The sequence below is a fragment of the Jeotgalibacillus sp. 10bf12 genome, from assembly GCF_055597105.1.
In genome coordinates, this window is sequence record NZ_CP200276.1 from 3,301,187 (window position 1) to 3,319,943 (window position 18,757).

Annotated in this window: 17 protein-coding genes; 2 read left to right on the plus strand and 15 right to left on the minus strand. The window is 44.6% G+C overall.

What is annotated here, in order from left to right:
• Positions 1–19 precede the first annotated feature (19 nt).
• From hisG to DH10bf12_RS17330, 3 genes are all read right to left on the minus strand, one after another.
• Entirely contained in the window at positions 20–646 is a 627-nt protein-coding gene (gene hisG / locus DH10bf12_RS17320; protein WP_471736460.1) for an ATP phosphoribosyltransferase, read from the minus strand.
• Positions 643–1,821, minus strand: a complete 1,179-nt coding sequence (locus DH10bf12_RS17325) for an ATP phosphoribosyltransferase regulatory subunit (RefSeq protein WP_471736461.1) — start codon at positions 1,819–1,821, stop codon at positions 643–645. The genes hisG and DH10bf12_RS17325 overlap by 4 nt, the downstream gene beginning before the upstream one ends.
• 550 nt (positions 1,822–2,371) lie before the next feature.
• Complete coding sequence (locus tag DH10bf12_RS17330) at positions 2,372–3,145, minus strand: SurA N-terminal domain-containing protein (protein WP_471736462.1); 774 nt, start codon at positions 3,143–3,145, stop codon at positions 2,372–2,374.
• Between the two features lie 586 nt (positions 3,146–3,731).
• On the opposite strand from DH10bf12_RS17330, the gene DH10bf12_RS17335 reads away from it, so the two are divergent.
• Complete coding sequence (locus tag DH10bf12_RS17335; protein ID WP_471736463.1) at positions 3,732–4,322, plus strand: biotin transporter BioY; 591 nt, start codon at positions 3,732–3,734, stop codon at positions 4,320–4,322.
• 17 nt (positions 4,323–4,339) lie between these two features.
• Here the strand turns inward: DH10bf12_RS17335 and DH10bf12_RS17340 are convergent, their stop codons facing one another.
• From DH10bf12_RS17340 to hprK, 5 genes are read right to left on the minus strand one after another with little or no spacing between them, the layout of a single operon-like run.
• Entirely contained in the window at positions 4,340–4,843 is a 504-nt protein-coding gene (locus DH10bf12_RS17340) for an acyltransferase (RefSeq protein ID WP_471736464.1), read from the minus strand.
• A complete protein-coding gene (gene ppaX, locus DH10bf12_RS17345; RefSeq protein WP_471736465.1) occupies positions 4,840–5,493 on the minus strand; it encodes a pyrophosphatase PpaX in 654 nt (217 codons plus the stop codon). The genes DH10bf12_RS17340 and ppaX overlap by 4 nt, the downstream gene beginning before the upstream one ends.
• Positions 5,477–6,421, minus strand: coding sequence for a nucleoside recognition domain-containing protein (locus DH10bf12_RS17350; protein ID WP_471736466.1), 945 nt, complete (start codon positions 6,419–6,421; stop codon positions 5,477–5,479). The genes ppaX and DH10bf12_RS17350 overlap by 17 nt, the downstream gene beginning before the upstream one ends.
• Positions 6,422–6,430: 9 nt before the next feature.
• Entirely contained in the window at positions 6,431–7,261 is an 831-nt protein-coding gene (gene lgt / locus DH10bf12_RS17355; protein WP_471738264.1) for a prolipoprotein diacylglyceryl transferase, read from the minus strand.
• Positions 7,262–7,280: 19 nt separating this feature from the next.
• Positions 7,281–8,216, minus strand: coding sequence for an HPr(Ser) kinase/phosphatase (gene hprK, locus DH10bf12_RS17360; protein WP_471736467.1), 936 nt, complete (start codon positions 8,214–8,216; stop codon positions 7,281–7,283).
• 161 nt (positions 8,217–8,377) lie between these two features.
• Here hprK and DH10bf12_RS17365 point away from each other — a divergent pair, with 161 nt between their 5' ends.
• Positions 8,378–9,037: an N-acetylmuramoyl-L-alanine amidase gene (locus DH10bf12_RS17365; RefSeq protein WP_471736468.1), complete on the plus strand. Its 660-nt coding sequence runs from the start codon at positions 8,378–8,380 to the stop codon at positions 9,035–9,037.
• A gap of 45 nt (positions 9,038–9,082) precedes the next feature.
• On the opposite strand, the gene DH10bf12_RS17370 is transcribed toward DH10bf12_RS17365, so the two are convergent.
• The 7 genes from DH10bf12_RS17370 to DH10bf12_RS17400 all read right to left on the minus strand — a co-directional run bounded on the left by DH10bf12_RS17370 (position 9,083) and on the right by DH10bf12_RS17400 (position 18,721).
• Entirely contained in the window at positions 9,083–9,346 is a 264-nt protein-coding gene (locus DH10bf12_RS17370; protein WP_404404770.1) for a hypothetical protein, read from the minus strand.
• Positions 9,347–9,731: 385 nt separating this feature from the next.
• Positions 9,732–11,000, minus strand: a complete 1,269-nt coding sequence (locus tag DH10bf12_RS17375; protein ID WP_471736469.1) for a DUF4097 family beta strand repeat-containing protein — start codon at positions 10,998–11,000, stop codon at positions 9,732–9,734.
• Positions 11,001–11,167: 167 nt separating this feature from the next.
• A complete protein-coding gene (uvrA, locus tag DH10bf12_RS17380) occupies positions 11,168–14,050 on the minus strand; it encodes an excinuclease ABC subunit UvrA (RefSeq protein WP_471736470.1) in 2,883 nt (960 codons plus the stop codon).
• 7 nt (positions 14,051–14,057) lie between these two features.
• Positions 14,058–16,040 (minus strand): excinuclease ABC subunit UvrB, encoded by a 1,983-nt coding sequence (uvrB, locus tag DH10bf12_RS17385; RefSeq protein WP_471736471.1) that lies wholly within the window; start codon positions 16,038–16,040, stop codon positions 14,058–14,060.
• Between the two features lie 294 nt (positions 16,041–16,334).
• Positions 16,335–16,580: a CsbA family protein gene (locus DH10bf12_RS17390; protein ID WP_404404778.1), complete on the minus strand. Its 246-nt coding sequence runs from the start codon at positions 16,578–16,580 to the stop codon at positions 16,335–16,337.
• A 31-nt stretch (positions 16,581–16,611) separates the two neighbouring features.
• Positions 16,612–17,250 (minus strand): HD domain-containing protein, encoded by a 639-nt coding sequence (locus DH10bf12_RS17395; protein WP_471736472.1) that lies wholly within the window; start codon positions 17,248–17,250, stop codon positions 16,612–16,614.
• Between the two features lie 307 nt (positions 17,251–17,557).
• Positions 17,558–18,721: a hypothetical protein gene (locus tag DH10bf12_RS17400; RefSeq protein ID WP_471736473.1), complete on the minus strand. Its 1,164-nt coding sequence runs from the start codon at positions 18,719–18,721 to the stop codon at positions 17,558–17,560.
• Positions 18,722–18,757: the final 36 nt, after the last annotated feature.

Consider the following 18,757-nt stretch of genomic DNA (forward strand, 5'->3'; position numbering starts at 1 on the left):
AAATCCTTTCTGCTGGCTGTTAGCCGTTCACCACTTTTTCAAGTCTGTTTGTCATCTCACTGATCCGGTCATGCATCAGACGATAACTTACCGGATTCGCAATCAGGCGCGACGTGATGTCTACAATATGCTCATATTCCACTAAACCATTTTCTTTTAATGTCTGTCCAGTCGAGACAATATCAACAATACGATCAGTCAGCCCGATAATCGGTGCAATCTCAATCGAACCGTTCAGCTTAATGATTTCCACCTGCTCACCCTGCTCTCTAAAATAAGAGGAGGCAACATTCGGATATTTCGTTGCAATTCTTGGTGCCACTTCATTCATTTCAGTATCAGGAAGGCCTGCTACTGCTAAATAGCAGTGGCTGATTTTAAGATCCAGCAGTTCATACACATGGCGCTCTTCTTCAAGCATCACATCTTTCCCTGCAATCCCGATATCCGCAACACCGTGCTCAACATATGTTGGCACGTCCATCGGCTTCGCTAAAATAAAGCGCAGATTCTCCTCAGGCACTTCTATAATTAATTTTCTCGAATCATCAAATTCAGGCGGTAAATTGTAGCCTGCTTCCTTCAGCATCACAACCGCTTCTTCAAATATACGCCCTTTTGGCATGGCAATCGTTAATTCCTTCATGCCTGATCCCCTGCCTTTCCAATAAACGTATGCACATCTTTAAATCCAGCCGTAAAGCTGTCTAAGTCAGATACACCTTTCACATCCTGCACAATTACAGGCTGCTGGCTCTGTCTGTACTCAGCTGCCTTTTCAGCAGCTTCTTTCCTGCGTTCAGCTGAAAATAAAATTAATGCTGGCTGAGATTTTTTCACACTTTTATTTAAAGCTTCCATCAGATAATCCATTCTGAGTCCAAATCCGGTTGCACCAACCTCAGCACCAAACTTTTTCAGCAGGTTATCATAGCGTCCGCCATTACCCAGTGCGAATCCTACGTTGTCTGCATAAACCTCAAACAGTACACCCGTATAGTAAGACATGTGGCTGACAAGCGATACATCCATTTTCACATAATCCTCGATGCCGTAATCCTTCAGCACTGACAGTAATTCTTCAAGCTCACGCAGCGCCCCGCGTCCACCTTCACCCTCTAAAAGAGCTTCAGCTTTCGCAATCGATCCGCCATTCCCCTGAATATGAAGCACATCAATCAGCCTCTTCTTATCAATAGAAGAAAGCGGCAATGAATCAACATGCTTGCGGTAGCCAACATAGTTCTTTTCATACAAATGCTTTCTCAGCTTCTCAGCACGTTCTTCTGTCCCAACAATCTGAAGAAACAGTTCCTGCAGGAAGCCTACATGTCCAACAGCGATCGTAAAGTCTTCCAGGCCCGATGCTTTTAACACTGATGCTAAAAGTGCAATCGTTTCAGCATCTGCACTGACAGTCGAATCCCCGATCAGTTCAACACCAATCTGTTCAAACTCAGCCGGTCTCCCGCCTTCACGCTGCTGTGCGCGGAATAAGTTTGCCGCATAAGCCAGTCTGAGTGGATTGCGGTCTTTTAACAGCTTTGACGCTGCAACTCGTGCAATCGGCGCCGTCATATCAGGTCTGAGTACAAGCGTTCTTCCCTGCTGATCCAGAAGCTTAAACAGCTGCTGATCCAAAATCGCAGATGCTTCGCCGACTGTTTCGTTGTATTCAAGGGCCGGGGTTTCCATGAATTCATAGCCCCAGTTCATCATTTCATTTTCAATGTTTGTACGGATTTCTTTTTTCAGACTATATAAATGAGGAAACGTATCTCTCATTCCAATCGGTTTTTCAAACATAAACAGCTTTGACACCGTCTCCACAACCTTTCAAAAGTTAACTATCATAACCGCTGAACCTTTCCGTGGAGGGCTGCGCTTTCCTGCCCCCCGGACGGCGAGCCTCCTCGAGCTAAAGCTCTGCGGGGTCTTACCTGTCCTTTTCCGGGGCGGGAGTCTCCGCCCTCCTCTCTAAGGTTCAGCTGGTCTATCTTTATACATAAACCTGTTTAACTCATGTTCGTTTCTTAATTAAAATCGTATCAACCTATTATACCTGTTTAAACAGGATAACTCGAATAATTGACTGAATCCTTTAGTTCGCTAATACGATAACATAATGAAGATATTGTGTAGTTTACTAGGGATGGGATGGTTAGTCAAGGGTGTTGTTTGGGTGAAGATGTTGCTGTTTTTGCTGGAGTTGTCTTGATTTCTGCCGAAGTTGCTGCGATACACCCGGGAAGTTGTTGCTAATCAGCACAGAGTTGTCACTTTCACTTGCCAAGTTGCCGCTCCCCCTTCTCCAACTGTATTTTTCACACAAAAAAAGACACCTCCAAAAAGGAGATGCCTTCTCACTGATTTAGATCAATCTTTCAATTTCAGCTTCAGCTTTCAGTTCTTCAAGGTGAGCCATTAGCTGTTCCTGCTGTTTTTGCTGGTTCAGGTTCGCTACGATATCTTCACGAACGTCTTCTAGTGCAGGTGCTTCCTGTCCAGTTTGTTCTGCCTGAGCAGTAATCTGGTCATAGAATTCCTGGATTTCTTCATCAGATGGCTCTTCTGCAGGCGCTACTTCGTTTACATACTTATCAAATTTGATAGAGTCTGCCATTTGGCTGCGAAGTGTTTCCTGGTCCATGCCTTGTGCTTCCATGATTTCATTCAATGCTTCTTCTCCACCGAACTGCTCCTGAAATGATGCGTATTCCTCATCAATTTCCTCTTCTGTAGCTTCATGTCCAGCTTCGTCTGCTTTTTGAATGATGAGTGTCTGGTTCACTAAAAGATCAAGTGTCTGAGTTTTAGCCTGCTCTGCACCTTCTTCAGTTGTCGGGTCCTGTCCCATTTGCTGAAGGTTGCTTTGCGTTGAAGCTAAAGCTGAGTTATATGCTTCACCAGTAATTTCTTCACCATTAATTGTTGCAACGACTTCATCTTCTGCAACCTGCTGCTCTTCCATTGCAGCCTGCATTTCTTCAGCAGCCGCTTGCTGATCTTCTGCTGCCTGCTCTTCTTCAGCAGTTGGTTCTTCATTTTCTGCTTCTGTATTTGCTGATTCATCATCACTGCATGCTGCGAGTCCAAGCGCTAGTGCACCTGCAGCGAATGGTAAAAAGATTTTTTTAAAGTTCATCAGGTAAAACCCCTTTCAGATTTCCAAAAACTCTATTTCTTAGCCTACGTTGCATTGTAACGGACATCTGGAAAAAAGCAAACCCATAACACTTAATTTCACTAAATTGAAATATCAATGTAATGATATTTTTGTAACCGCTGATTCCTTCCGTGGAGAGCTGCGCTTTCCTGCCCCCCGGGCGGTGAGCCCCTATATGCTTCGCATACATGGTCTCACCCGTTCCTTCCTGGGGCGGGAGTCTCCGCTCTCCACTACAGGAATCAGCTATGAATTCTGCAGCAAATGTTCAATTAAATATATGTTAACCTATTAAAAATAAAAGTTGACTTAAAAAGATATTCTACTTATACTTTTTTTGTACATAATTATTTTCAATATTTCAACAGCATTGATAAAATTCATCTTTTTTAATGCACAGCTGATGATTTCCGTGGAAGGCAGGGACTCCAGCGGCGGAAAGGGACAGGTGAGACCATGCGGCGAAGCCGTGGGGGCTCCCCGCCCGGCCGCGGAAAGCTTCTGCCTGGAGCGGAAATCATCAGCCGAAGTACCAGATGCATCTAAAATGAAACGAGGGGTTCAAATGGTAAAATCACAGGTTCACGGAATGGTGCTTGCCTCATTATTTGCAGCACTCATGGCAATCGGCGCCAACATCACTTCAATCGTTCCAATCCTTGTGGTCGGCAACGTCCCGATCACACTTCAAACCGTTGTCTGCGTCATTGCAGGTTTACTGCTCGGTAAAAAGTGGGGACCAATCGCGATGACCGTATATATGCTGATCGGCCTTGCGGGCATGCCAGTATTTGCAGGATGGGGTGGCGGACTTGGCACACTGATCAGTCCAACTTTCGGATTTATTCTTTCTTATATTGTTACTGCATGGGTTGCCGGTGTGCTGACTGAAAAGAGCAAGTCATATGCGATGCTTATTACAGCGGCACTGCTTGGGACAGCAGTTAACTACTTCCTCGGCACAAACTGGATGTATATGGCGTATAAGCTCTGGTTTAACGCACCGGATGGCTTTACATATGCGATGGCATGGATCTGGATGCTGCCGACTATTCCTAAAGATATCATTCTATCGTTTGTGGCGGCAGCTGTTGGCGCAAAGATGCTGAAGGTGTTTCCACAGACACTGCCGGCAAAAACAAGAATTCCGGCATAACAAAAAGAGCAGAGGATCTAATCCTTCTGCTCTTTTTGTTCGGGCATTTTTATAATCTGCATCGGATTTCCGCCTGCAAATGCACCGGCAGGCACGTCCCGGTGAACGAGTGTGGCAGCTGAAATAACTGCCCCGTCTCCAATGACAACACCCGGTAATACAGTCGAGTTCGCCCCGATCATGACATTGTCACCAATCACGACTTCCCCGAGCCTGTACTCCTCCACCAGATATTCATGCGCTAAAATCGTTGAATTATAGCCGATTATTGTATTTTTTCCTACTTTAATCATTTCTGGATAAAGTGTATCCGGCATAACCATCAGTGCGAATGCCGTCTTTTCACCAACCTGCATTCTCAGCAGCTTCCGGTACATCCAGTTTTTCACACTGATAAACGGGGTATAACGCGCAGTCTGCAGTACGGCAAAGTTCCAGGCCACTTTTATAAAGGGTACGGTTTTATAAAGCTGCCAAAGCGAATTAGACCCTTCTACAGGATAACGCTTTGTTCTTCTCATGAGCCGCTCTCCTCAATGATTTTCAGCAGGTCATTCATCTCTTCAAGCATAAAGTCAGGTTTGTACTTTGCAAGATACTCTTTTCCTTTAGAGGTCCATGCAACTCCTGCAGTTCTTGTTCCCGCGTTATGACCACCTTCGATATCATGGTGATTATCACCGATCATAATGGCCTGATCAGCAGTTGAACCGAGTGCTTTCAGCGCTTTATTCAGCGGCTCAGGATGTGGCTTTGCATGCTCCACATCATCAAGACCGATTACAACTTCAAAATACTGATCAAGGTTCATGAGCTTTAACCCTTTTACCACCATATCATGACGCTTTGTTGAAACAATCGCCATTTTAATGCCGCGCTCATACAGTGCTTTTACCGTCTCATCCACACCGTTAAATGCAGTGACAAGTTCATCATGTACTTTAAAATTATATTCTCTGTAAAAGTCGACCATTTCCTGTGTTTTTTCAGGATTTAACGCCTGAAATGAATCAACGAGCGGCGGTCCCATAAACTGCAGGACGTCCTCCCGGGTATACTCACCCGGATAATAGTGATCCATCACATGCATAAATGAAGAAATAATTAACTCGTTTGTATTAATTAATGTGCCATCAAGATCAAATAGCACGGTATCAATGCGTTTGTTCATAGCTTGGTTCTCTCCTCTCCGCGCGGTTCCAGATCGCTGCCACTGTAATCGTTAATAAGACCGCTGTAATGACACGGATCAAAAGCAGCGGCAATATCGGAATCCCAAGCGGAATAAAGATTAATGTATCCTCGACAATGGCGTGACAGGCTACCAGAAAAATAAATGCAAGTGTGGCATCCTTTTTACTGACACCGTCTTCCTGGACTGCTTTAATCATCACCCCTGCCCCGTAGGCAAGACCGATCGTAAGTCCGGCAACAAGTGTCATCGACGTATTCTCTTTCATGCCGAGTCCTCTTGTGACAGGTGCCATCCAGCGTGAGAAGACATCAAGCCATTTGAGGTCACGCATAATCTGAATGACAATCATAAGTGGAATGACAATCAGCGCAAGCTGCATGACACCGAATGCTGCTTTTTCAAGCCCAAGCAGCAGGATCGAACCCCAGCCGCTCACATCAGGCTCACTGACAGGTACCATTCCGTACTGTGCAATCTCACCGCCACCGCTCCATACAAGATTAATGACAATTGCTGATGTAAAAGCAAGACCAAGTCTTACGAGCAAAATCACCCACAGCTTCACGCCAACTTTCAGCGCCACCCCCGTTTCAATTAACAGGTTGTGCGAAAAAGAAAGCATAACTGCAATGATGAAAACTTCTTTCACGGTCATTTCAAGCGATAAAATTCCGGCGATCCCGGCATATAAATTTAACAGATTTCCTAAAACAAGCGGAACAGCTGCTTCACCGCTAAGGCCAAATAAACCCATAAACGGGGCAATCAGCTCCGTGATAAACGGCAGGACAGGTGTAAACTGCAGAATCGTGATGATAAACGTAATCGGGAAAATGATTTTCCCGAGCGTCCACGTCGTATTCAGTCCTGCCTTTAAGCCGTCTTTCAACGTCTGTTGATTCATTTTATTCACCTAATTTCGTTTATCAGCGTAACGCGTTTTAATCCCCTGTCCAAATCTGCGGTAAAGAATCAGCCCGACTGCAACAATGACTAACAGAATTGAAATCGCCTGTGCGACCCTTATCGTTTCAGTAAGCATCAGGCTGTCTGTACGCAGCCCTTCCACAAATGTACGTCCAACAGAATACCAGATGACATAGCTCAGGAAGATTTCTCCTCTGAGCGGATTTACTTTTCTCAGTAAAAGTAACAGAATAAGCCCGACAAAGTTCCAGACTGATTCATATAAGAATGTCGGGTGATAATAGGCAAAGCTTCCGTTTACTTCAATATACATCTGATTGATGATCCAGTCAGGAATCATCAGTCCTTCAAGAAAGCTGCGTGACACCTCTCCGCCGTGTGCTTCCTGATTAATAAAGTTCCCCCAGCGTCCAAGCATTTGACCTAAGATAATACTCGGTGCTGCAATATCGACAATCTTCCAGAATGAAAGACCTTTTCGTTTTGCAAAAACATATCCGGTCGCGACTGAGCCGATCAGCGCACCGTGAATCGCAATTCCGCCGTTCCAGATCGCAACAATTTCACCCGGGTTCTGTGAGAAATAATCCCACTGAAAAATAACATAATAAATTCTCGCACTGATAATCGCAATTGGCACTGCCCAGATCAACAGGTCAGCAAACATATCCTTTGGCATGCCAAGCCTGTCTGCTTCACGGTTCGCAAGCAGGTAACCGAGCACAATACCCGTTCCGATAATCAGTCCATACCAGGCCACACTGAGCGGGCCGATGCTGAAGGCAACCGGATCGATCGGCTGGGCTGTTAATAACATCATATTGTTTCCTCCTGAATTAAATATCGTCATGGTCTCCGTCTACAATAATGTCATTCAGACGGTTCGAAAATTGCTCTGCTGCATTCATGCCCATTCTTTTCAGACGGAAATTCATCGCAGCCACTTCTATAATGACAGCCAGATTTCGGCCCGGTCGAACCGGAAGCGTGATCTTCGTAATATCTGTATCAATGATTCTCATCGTTTCTTCATCGAGTCCAAGACGGTCATACTGCTTTGTCCGATCCCAGATCTCAAGGTCAATGACAAGTGTTACGCGCTTATGACTGCGTACAGCACCAGCCCCGAAAAGTGTCATCACATTAATAATGCCAAGCCCTCTGATCTCAAGTAAATGTTCAATCAGCTCAGGTGAAGAGCCGATCAGGGTATCTGTATCCTCCTGGCGAATCTCAACGCTGTCATCTGCAACAAGGCGATGACCGCGCTTTACAAGCTCAAGCGCCGTTTCACTTTTACCGACGCCGCTTTTACCCGTAATCAATACACCAACACCATAAATATCTACAAGTACACCGTGCAATGCCGTAGTTGGGGCAAGCTTGCTCTCTAAAAAGTTTGTCAGGCGACTTGAAAAACGCGTTGTCTTAACAGGCGTTCTCATCACAGGCACCTGGTTAACCTCAGACGCCTCAATCAGTTCGCGTGGCACTTCAATATCACGCGACAGAATAATGCCCGGCGTATTATCTGTACATAACTGCCTCATCCGGTCCTTCTTTTCATCAGTCGACAGCAGCTCATAAAAAGACATCTCCGTCCGTCCGAGCAGCTGAATCCGTTCAGCAGGATAATAGCTGAAATAACCTGCCATCTCAAGACCCGGTCTTGAAATATCACTCGTCGTAATCGGACGGTGAATACCTTCTTCCCCGCTCACGAGCTCCATCTTGAACTTCTCAATAATTTCATTCGTCGTTACTTTAGCCATCATGACCCTCCCTGCTTATCTCACATACAGTCTATTGTAGCACTTTGAAAAATGAAGCACTACATTAGAAAACCGAAACATTTTTGAAAAGGTGTCTGATTTTCAGATCAAATACGATCTCTTTAGCGAAAGCAAAAATCATTTTACAAAGGAGAATCATGATGCCAATTGTATGTATTGATGCAGGACACAGCTATAACACGCCGGGTAAAAGAAGTCCGGATGGAATGAATGAGTACGCATTTAATAAAGCGGCAGCCCTTGCTGCTAAAAAAGTATTACTTCAGGCAGGCATCACCGTACTCACTCCGCACCGCGATGATCATGACGTCTCGCTCACAGCAAGAACAGATCTCGCCAACAACGGTCGGGCAGACCTCTATGTTTCCATTCACGCAAATGCCTTCGGCGGATCCATCTGGAATGGCGTCCAGGGAATCGAGACGTATATCCATTCACTTTATTCCGTTGAAGAGAAAAAACTCGCCCAAACGGTCCATCAGCATCTCCTTAACAGTGCAAAACGACCTGACAGAGGCATCAAAACAGCTGACTTTCACGTGCTGCGCGAGACAAAAATGCCTGCAATTTTAGTGGAGTGCGGATTCATGACAAATCGTCAGGAAAAGCAGCTGCTCGCAAGTGACGCCTATAGGAAAACGTGTGGTGAAGCCATCGCGTCAGGCGTACTCGCTTATCTCGGAAAAACTGTACAGCATACATTTTACGTTCAAACCGGCGCCTTTTCTAAAATAGAGAACGCTGAAAAACAGGCAGCTGCATTAAAGAAAGCCGGATTTGAAGCGATCATTAAATCATAACGCAAACTAAAAAGACGTCAGGGTTTTGAATCCCCTGACGTCTTTTTAATTTGCGTTTGATACTTCCGGATTATCTTTTCCTGAAGAAAACCTCAGCTTCAGGCCAATTGCCAGAATTGCAATCGAGATCAGCAGGCTGATGCCCCCGACGCCCCAATTGAAAATCAGCAGAATCCACTTAAACAAGCCCATAATATCAGTACTTTGCGTAAACAATGCCAGCACAACAAACAATACGCCTGTCCCAAGAAATGCCGCACCAACCGTACTGAAACCAAACCACATGATCCGGTTAATAAACGTCTCCATCTGCCTCACCCGCCTTATGTATTTATTGTACTATACCATGATGTGAGGGTTCGAAAACATTTTTGGTGCAGAGTGTGGTGGATAGAATGCGGTCTTCCTGCACTTAGGAAAAAGGCTTTTGGTTTGTTAAGGGCATAAAGAGGGTGTGGATCAGTCATTCTTTTGAGCGGAATGATACAAATGGATGGGTCGATTGCGTCAAGTTCCCGGGTGTATCGATACAAGTCGGTCTCTGACTGCGACAACTCTCCAGATAATTGGTACAAGTTCCCGACCCGTCCATACATTTCCAACATACAAAACAGCCCAATGCGCTAGTCTGGGGGGACGCGCCTTGGGCTGTTTTTAAATGTGTGAATCCTGGTCATCTATTTAGACGAATCTGTTAAGCGTTGGTTTCATTCTTTTTTGAATATGATTTAACAGTAACTGAACCGGTTTTTGCATCTGCTGTGATATACAGCTTAGATGCGTTTTCGCGGTCTTTTCTGAAATTTAGTCTACGCTGCATCATTTCCTCGCGCTCTTCCAAATGGTCCATCTCATGGAAGTCCACTTTCAGCTTGCCAAAGTTTGTTCTGAGCGTACCATCCAGTGACACTGAATCAGGCACATTGATTTCAATCGGACCTGCAAGTGACTTGGCTTCGATGCGTCTTGCTGATGAACTTGATGTGCTGCAGACAATCTTTCCGTTTACAGACTGTGCATCGATTTCATCAAGTGCACCTTCAACATTTACTTTACCGTTTACTGATTCTGCTTCAATCAGGTCCGCGCGTGTATTTTCAACGTTAATCCCGCCATTAGCCGTTTCAAGCTCTGCTTTTTCAATAAGCATATTAGAAAGCTCAATTTTTCCGTTCGCTGTCCGGACTTTGACTTTATTCACGTTCCCGCCTTCAGACTGAAACTTGCCGTTGAACAGACGGATATCCCATCTCTCGTAGCTTGCTTTTGGTACATATAAGATAGTATCCAGACTCATCATCTTCAGGTCTGATACAAAACGCAGTTTTTTGAAATTCGTATTGAAAATCACTGAATCCTTCAGCTGCTGCTTCGCTTTCAGTTCATCATCTGATCTGAATACTTTTACATTACACTCAGCTCTGACAAAATCTTCATCCCATGGACGAATCGTCAGTTTACCGTTTGAAATGCTCGCTTCAATATCAATGAGCTCTGCTTTTTCAGACTCAAATACGTGCTTGAATTCAAGTGAAGGTCCCATGTTAAATTCCAGGTCCAGCCCTTTTACTTTTTCAAATGCAGTCTGAACAAAGTCTGTCATTTTGTCTTTTTGCTGCTGACGCTTATGCTTCTTAGTCTGTTCAGTCGAGAATTCCGATGCTTTTTTCTCGATTGTACCGAAAAGATCATTGATCATTTCATCAAGATTGAATGGAAATTCTTTTTTCTGACTGCTTTGGCTGCCGGATTCGCTGTGTGACTGGCTGTGTGATTCACTGCTTGTCTTGTGAGAAGAACGGCTCTGCTGTTCATAAGTTGTTTCTTTATGAGCAGAAGTAGCTGAATCTCCCGTTGATTTAGAACCGTCTTTTTCGAGTGCTTCGAGCAAGGTTAATGCTTCAGTGGCCGTGATTGTTCCCTTTTCTACCATGCTTAAGATTCTCTTGCGTTCGTTTTCCATGTATTTGACACTCTCCTCTTGTTTGAAATTGTCACTACAATTTTTGAACGTGCTGCCTATTATACGATTAACCTGAATAAAAGTTTCATTTGATTCAAGCATGACAGAAAGCCGGGAACTGATCACCCGTCTCAGGTCTGATATTCATCTGAAACCCGGGTACGATTTTAAGCGTTCACTTTTTCTCCAGTGCGCTCAGCCATCTTTTCTTCCATACGGCTGCGATCACGTTCAAGGACCGGCTTCAGATAGCTTCCAGTGTAAGATTCCTTCACTTCAGCAATCGTTTCAGGCGTTCCGCAGGCAAGGATGGTCCCACCACGGTCACCGCCTTCAGGTCCAAGGTCGATGATATAATCAGATGCTTTAATGATATCGAGGTTGTGCTCGATAATCAGCACGGTATCTCCATTGTCAACCAGACGCTGCAATACATTCAGCAGGCGGGAAATATCATCTACATGAAGACCTGTTGTCGGCTCATCGAGAATATACATTGACTTACCATTCGAACGTCTGTGCAGTTCTGAAGCAAGCTTCACACGCTGGGCTTCCCCTCCGGAAAGCGTTGTTGCAGGCTGACCAAGTGTGATATAACCAAGTCCAACGTCTACAATCGTCTGCAGTTTACGGCTGATCTTTGGGATGTTTTCAAAAAATGAGAGTCCGTCCTCTACTGTCATCTCAAGAACGTCTGCGATATTTTTTCCTTTATATTTCACTTCAAGCGTCTCACGGTTATAGCGTTTCCCGTGACATACTTCGCACGGTACATAAACATCAGGCAGGAAGTGCATTTCAATTTTTATAATCCCGTCTCCGCGGCATGCTTCACAGCGTCCGCCTTTAACGTTAAAGCTGAAGCGGCCTTTTTTATACCCGCGCACTTTTGCTTCATTTGTTGTCGCAAATACGTCACGGATATTATCGAACACACCTGTATAAGTTGCCGGGTTCGAACGCGGCGTTCTGCCGATTGGAGATTGGTCAATATCGATTACTTTCTCAAGTTGATCGATCCCTTTAATTTCTTTATGCTCTCCAGGCTTTACCTTTGAACGGTGAAGTTTTTGAGCGAGCGACTTGTGCAGGATGCTGTTGATCAGCGTACTTTTACCTGAACCGGATACACCTGTGACAGATGTAAAAACACCAAGCGGAATTTTTACATCCACTTCCTTCAGGTTATTCGCTTTTGCCCCTTTGATTTCAAGCTGTCTCTTTTTATCAGGCTTTCTTCGTTCTGCCGGGAGCGGAATAAATTTCTTTCCTGATAAATACTGACCCGTCAGTGATTTAGTACTTTTCATTACCTGCTTCGGCGTACCGGCTGCAACAATTTCACCGCCATGCACACCTGCACCAGGCCCAACGTCAATCAGATAATCTGCAGCAAGCATCGTATCTTCATCATGCTCAACAACAATTAATGTATTACCGATATCACGCATATTTTTCAGCGTTTCAATCAGACGGTCATTGTCACGCTGGTGTAAGCCGATAGAAGGCTCATCCAGAATGTAGAGAACACCTGTCAGCTGAGAGCCGATCTGGGTTGCAAGCCTGATCCGCTGGGCTTCCCCGCCTGAGAGTGTTCCGGCTGCACGGCTTAATGTCAGGTAGTCGAGTCCAACGTTTATCAGGAACGTCAGACGCTCATTGATTTCTCTTAAGATCAGACGGGCAATCTGCATTTCTTTTTCAGTCAGTTCTACACGATTAAAAAATTCTTTTGCTTCTTCAATTGAAAAAGAAGTAATATGTCCAATATGAAGATCCTGTACTTTTACAGCGAGGCTTTCACGCTTCAGACGGTGACCTTCGCAGCTTGGGCAGTGATGCTGTGCCATATATTTCTGCATCTGCTCACGAATATAATCTGAGCTCGTCTCGCGGAAGCGTCTCTCTACGTTTTTCAGTACACCCTCAAAATTTATTTTATTTTCACGGACCTGACCAAAATCATTCTCATAGCGGAAGTAGATTTTGTCACGGCCGGACCCTTTAAGAATTTTATCCATTTGTTTCTTAGGGATATCCTTAACCGGAGTATCCATATCAATCTCATAATGGTCGCAAACTGCTTTTAGCATCGATGGGTAGTACTGAGAGCTCGTCGGCTCCCATGGTGCGATCGCATGCTCATTCAGCGTGAGGCTCCAGTCAGGAATGACAAGCTCAAGGTCAACTTCAAGCTTTGTCCCCAGACCATCACATTCGGGGCAGGCACCAAACGGCGAATTGAATGAGAACATACGCGGCTCAAGCTCTTCAATTGAAAAGCCGCAAATCGGGCAGGCGTGATGTTCATTAAATTTGATTTCCTCTTCACCAATGACATCCACAATGACATTCCCGTCTCCAAGCTTCAGTGCAGCTTCGAGTGAATCTGCCAGACGTGCTTCAGCACCTTCTTTTACGACAATACGGTCAATGATCACTTCAATGGAATGCTTTTTATTTTTATCAAGCTCAATGTCATCACCGATATCCATCATTTCACCGTTCACACGTACACGTACATACCCCTGCTTTTTCACGTCTTCAAGAATTTTTGCATGGGTTCCTTTACGTCCTGAAACAAGTGGTGAAAGAACCTGGAGCTTGGTGCGTTCAGGATATTCATAAATCCGGTCTACCATCTGTTCAACTGTCTGTGAGGTGATTTCAATGCCGTGATCAGGACAGACCGGTCTGCCGACACGTGCAAATAACAATCGGAGGTAGTCATAAATTTCAGTAACAGTTCCGACTGTTGAACGCGGGTTTCTGCTGGTTGTTTTCTGATCAATTGAAATCGCCGGTGATAATCCTTCGATTGTATCGACATCCGGCTTATCCATCTGGCCGAGAAATTGTCTTGCATAAGCAGAGAGCGACTCAACATACCGTCTCTGCCCTTCCGCATAAATCGTGTCAAATGCGAGTGATGATTTACCTGATCCTGAAAGACCTGTCATCACAACGAGTTTGTCACGCGGAATTTTTATATCAATATTTTTAAGATTATGAGCGCGGGCGCCCTGTATAATAATCTGATCTTTACCCATAGTCAGGTCATCCTTCCGCTTTCAGTTCTAAAACGAGGTCACGCAGCTCAGCCGCTTTTTCAAAATCAAGCGCACGTGCTGCTTCCTTCATTTCAATCTCCATTGACTCAATGACTTTCGCACGTTCCTGCTTAGACATCTTCTTCATCTGCTCAGCAGGTGATACATATTCTTCCGCTTCTTCAACCGCGTGCGTTGCACGGATCACATCACGGATTTCCTTATTAATCGTAACAGGTGTAATGCCATGTTCTTCATTATAAGCAATCTGTTTCTCACGTCTTCTCGCTGTCTCTTCCATCGCACGCGACATAGAGTCAGTCACTTTATCTGCATATAAAATGACGTGACCATTTGAGTTACGTGCAGCTCGGCCCATTGTCTGGATCAATGAACGGTCAGAACGGAGGAAGCCTTCTTTATCCGCATCTAAAATTGTAATAAGTGACACTTCAGGAATATCCAGTCCTTCACGTAAAAGGTTGATTCCGATTAACACATCATATTTACCAACCCGCAGATCTCTGATGATTTCAATCCGCTCAAGCGTCTTTATTTCTGAATGGAGATACTGAACTTTAATGCCGATTTCCTTCAGATAATCAGTAAGATCCTCAGACATTTTTTTCGTCAGAGTTGTGATCAGCGTTCGTTCATTTTTCGCAATCCGCTCCTGGATTTCACCAAGCAGGTCATCAATCTGACCTTCACTCGGGCGGATTTCAACGGTTGGATCTAGCAGCCCGGTTGGACGAATGATCTGCTCAACCATTTCATCAGTGTGCTCCATTTCGTATGGACCCGGTGTTGCTGATACATAAATGGCATTATGCACATGCTTTTCAAATTCATCAAATTTCAATGGGCGGTTATCCATCGCGGAAGGAAGACGGAAGCCGTGATCTACAAGCACTTTCTTCCTCGCCTGGTCCCCGTTATACATTCCGCGTACCTGAGGGAGCGTTACGTGTGATTCATCAATGACTAAAAGAAAATCATCCGGGAAGTAATCCAGCAGTGTATAAGGCGTTGCACCTGCTTCGCGCAGTGTCAGGTGTCTTGAGTAGTTCTCAATCCCTGAACAAAAGCCCATCTCCCTCATCATCTCAAGATCATAGCGCGTACGCTGTTCAAGGCGCTGCGCTTCAAGCAGCTTATCTTCTTCCTTCATGATCTTCAGCTGTTCTTCAAGCTCTTTTTCAATGTTTTCAATTGCGACACGCATTTTTTCTTCACGCGTGACGAAGTGGGATGCCGGGAATACTGCCACATGATCGCGATCACCAAGAATTTCGCCTGTCAGGGCATCCACCATTCTGATCCGGTCAATTTCATCACCGAAAAACTCTACGCGAATACAGTGCTCATCATTTTTAGCAGGGAAGATTTCAACTACATCCCCGCGCACACGGAACGTTCCGCGGGTAAAAGCAATATCATTGCGCTCATACTGAATGTCAACGAGTCTTCTAAGCAGCTGGTTCCGTTCAATTTCCATTCCGACACGAAGTGAAACAACGAGTTCTTTATATTCTTCCGGCGAACCTAAGCCATAAATACATGAAACGGACGAGATAATAATGACATCATCACGCTCAAACAGTGAAGATGTCGCTGAGTGACGCAGCTTATCAATTTCATCATTGATGCTTGCATCTTTTTCTATAAACGTATCGGTCTGAGGCACGTAAGCTTCAGGCTGATAATAATCATAATAGCTGACAAAATATTCAACAGCGTTATTTGGGAAGAACTCTTTAAACTCACTATAAAGCTGTCCGGCAAGCGTTTTGTTATGGGCAATGACCAGCGTTGGTTTTTTCACTTCCTGTACAACATTCGAAACCGTAAAGGTCTTCCCTGTACCAGTCGCACCAAGCAGTGTCTGATGCCGCTTCTTCTTTTCAACACCCTCTACAAGCTTCTTAATTGCAGCAGGCTGATCCCCCGCCGGCTGATATTTTGATTGCAAATCAAATTCCTGCACCATTCTTTCAACGCCTCCTATAAATCTTTCCGATAAAACCTTCTTCTATATTCATACCCTTTATGATGAAATGAAACAGGGTTTTAAGCAAATTAATTGTCTCAACTAGTTTACCACCATGAGATTAAAAATAACAGCAAAAAGCGAACATACATTCCCGGTGGGTTTTTAGTGGTGTGGTTGAGAGGGTTTGAGACATGTTGGAGGACGGATCAATACATTCTGGCGGCGGGGATTGCTAGATTCTCAGTATACAAAGCGACAACTCCACTATCCCAATAAAAAACAGCGCCGAATCTATGCGATTCCGCGCTGTTTTTCTGTGTAGTTCTTCATATATCGGTTGACGTACCAGAGACCGAGTGTCAGTGAAGCTGCATCGACAATGATGACATACCAGCTGCCTGTATAGCCTTTATAAGAAGAGCCGGCAATCAGTGCAATGGTCAGCAGCATTGCAATAGTGCGGCTGTATGTGATTCGGGTAAATAGGATAACGAGTAATGCTGGAAGAAACATGGCCATTAGAATTTTTGTGCCCATTTCATCACCTCACGATACAATCATACTGAACTCATTTTGATGCTGCAATAAGATTTTCCGTTATTTTGCTTAATTCTGAGTGAGGAATAAACTTTTCAGCGAGCATATCAGGCAGCACACTCTCGAGGAAAAACGCCACGCTCGTCATTTCGCTGAACTTCAGGATGGTGGATAATGCCTCCTGATAGATCTCAAGAAAGATCGGCTCAGGGTTTCCTTTTTGTATTTCACCAAATGATTCATACAGCAGATCAATTTTATCCGCGACAGATAAAATACTCCCTTCAAGCGTGCGATCCTTCCCCTCTTTAAAACGCGCAAGGTAAATCGACTGATACTCCTCAGGAAATTCTGTCTGCACGAACCGGTGCGCCATTTCCTCCTCAACCTCACTGAACAGACGGTTTAGTTCAGAGGATGCGTATTTAACCGGCGTTTTGATATCACCCGTAAAAATCTCAGGGTAATCATGATTCAACGCTTTCTCGTAAAGGTTTTTCCAATTGACGGTTTTACCGTGGTGCTCTTCAACTGTTCCGAGAAACTGGGCAATCTTTGTCACTTTAAATGAATGAGCGGCAACTGTGTGTTCATTGTATTTAAACTTGCCGGGACAGCGGTAAAGCTTTTCCATATCCGATAAACTTTTAAAATAATGATGAATCCCCATAAGCTCACCCCGTTAATTTTAGCTAATCGTAGCATTCACAGTGTGTAAAGTACAATACATAATATGTGAAAATTTTGCTAAAGGATTTGGGTGGAGAGCGGGGAGGTTGTTTTATTTAGTCACCTTTGATTGTTATTCCATCACCTTTTATTTTATTCGATCAGGTTTATTGTCAATTCAGCCTCAGCCGCTTTGCATATAGTTCATTCTTACACCTTTTAACTTTTATCTATCATCAATCAAATTTATTCAATCATCTTTCTCATTATTCGATGCAGCTGGGCCAAAATAAAAACAGCCCGATTACTCAGGCTGTCTCACGTTTACGATCTTCAATTAAAATCAAACCAAGCTGATAGTGCTGACCTTCATACAAGGCAGCCTGCGTATAGCGGATTTCGCCTGCATGATTGTACACTTCAAGCTTAGTGTGCGCACGGCTTTTCTGAACCGCTTCATAAAATTCACGCTCGTTCCTGACGACAATACCATTCACCTTATGAACCATTTCACCACGTGCCAGACCCATTTTTGCAGCCGGCGTGTCAGGAAGCACATCAATAATCATGACGCCCTTGTCTCCGTTCAGAAAGTGAAAGCCGGATTTTCTGCAGACTGCACGTGTTTTAAGCAGAATGAACAGTCTGCCAGCAAAAGCGATGCCAAACGCTGCGTAGATCAGATATGGTGCCCAGAGCGAACCCGCTGCGATTACAGCAGAAAGTACGCCAAGCCATACTACCTGAGAACCGGTTGACTGTAAGATACTTTTTGGCAGGTCATGGACAACCGTTAACTGATAACCGAGTATAGCCGGGAAAATCAGCAGCGAGAACGTATCACCTGAACCGATGAGCGGCCACCAGCCTGCTTCATTAATCAGTCCATTTGGTACAGGAATCAGTAATGGTACAAGCCAGATTCTCTTAGTAAAAAATGCGCCTGCCTTCATCCCGCGTGGCGTCCGTACTAAGCGGGGTGACGTCTGTTTGACTGAGTTCAGCTGAATCATTAGCCCTTCAGCAATCAGCAGTAACCCCATAAGGATTCCTGCAGCTGTAAATACTTCAGGCAATGAAGGCACCAGGTCAGGAAGCGTTACATTAAAACGATCGAGACCAATGATTGCTGCGAGCACAAAAGGAAATAAAAACCCTGCAGATAAAAGTCTGAACTGGCCTGTGACTGCAGCTAAAATCATGACGAGACTGACTGCATAAATCCAGAATGTATCAATTACGATCCCAGCTCCGCTGATGACAGCTGATAAAACAAGTCCAACTGCCAGAGAAACACCAAAAAAACTGAGTAATTCTATGTACCACGGTTTGACCGCTGTTCTGACGTCCCTGCGTTCTCTTTTCAATCTGACAGTTCCTGCAGCAATTGCTGCGATCACGCCAATGATCAGCACTGGATTTAACAGACCCAGCAGCGCACCGGGCATTTCATTTAACCATTGATTGAACATACGATCCCCCCGGTCGATAACAAATTCTTGTATTAA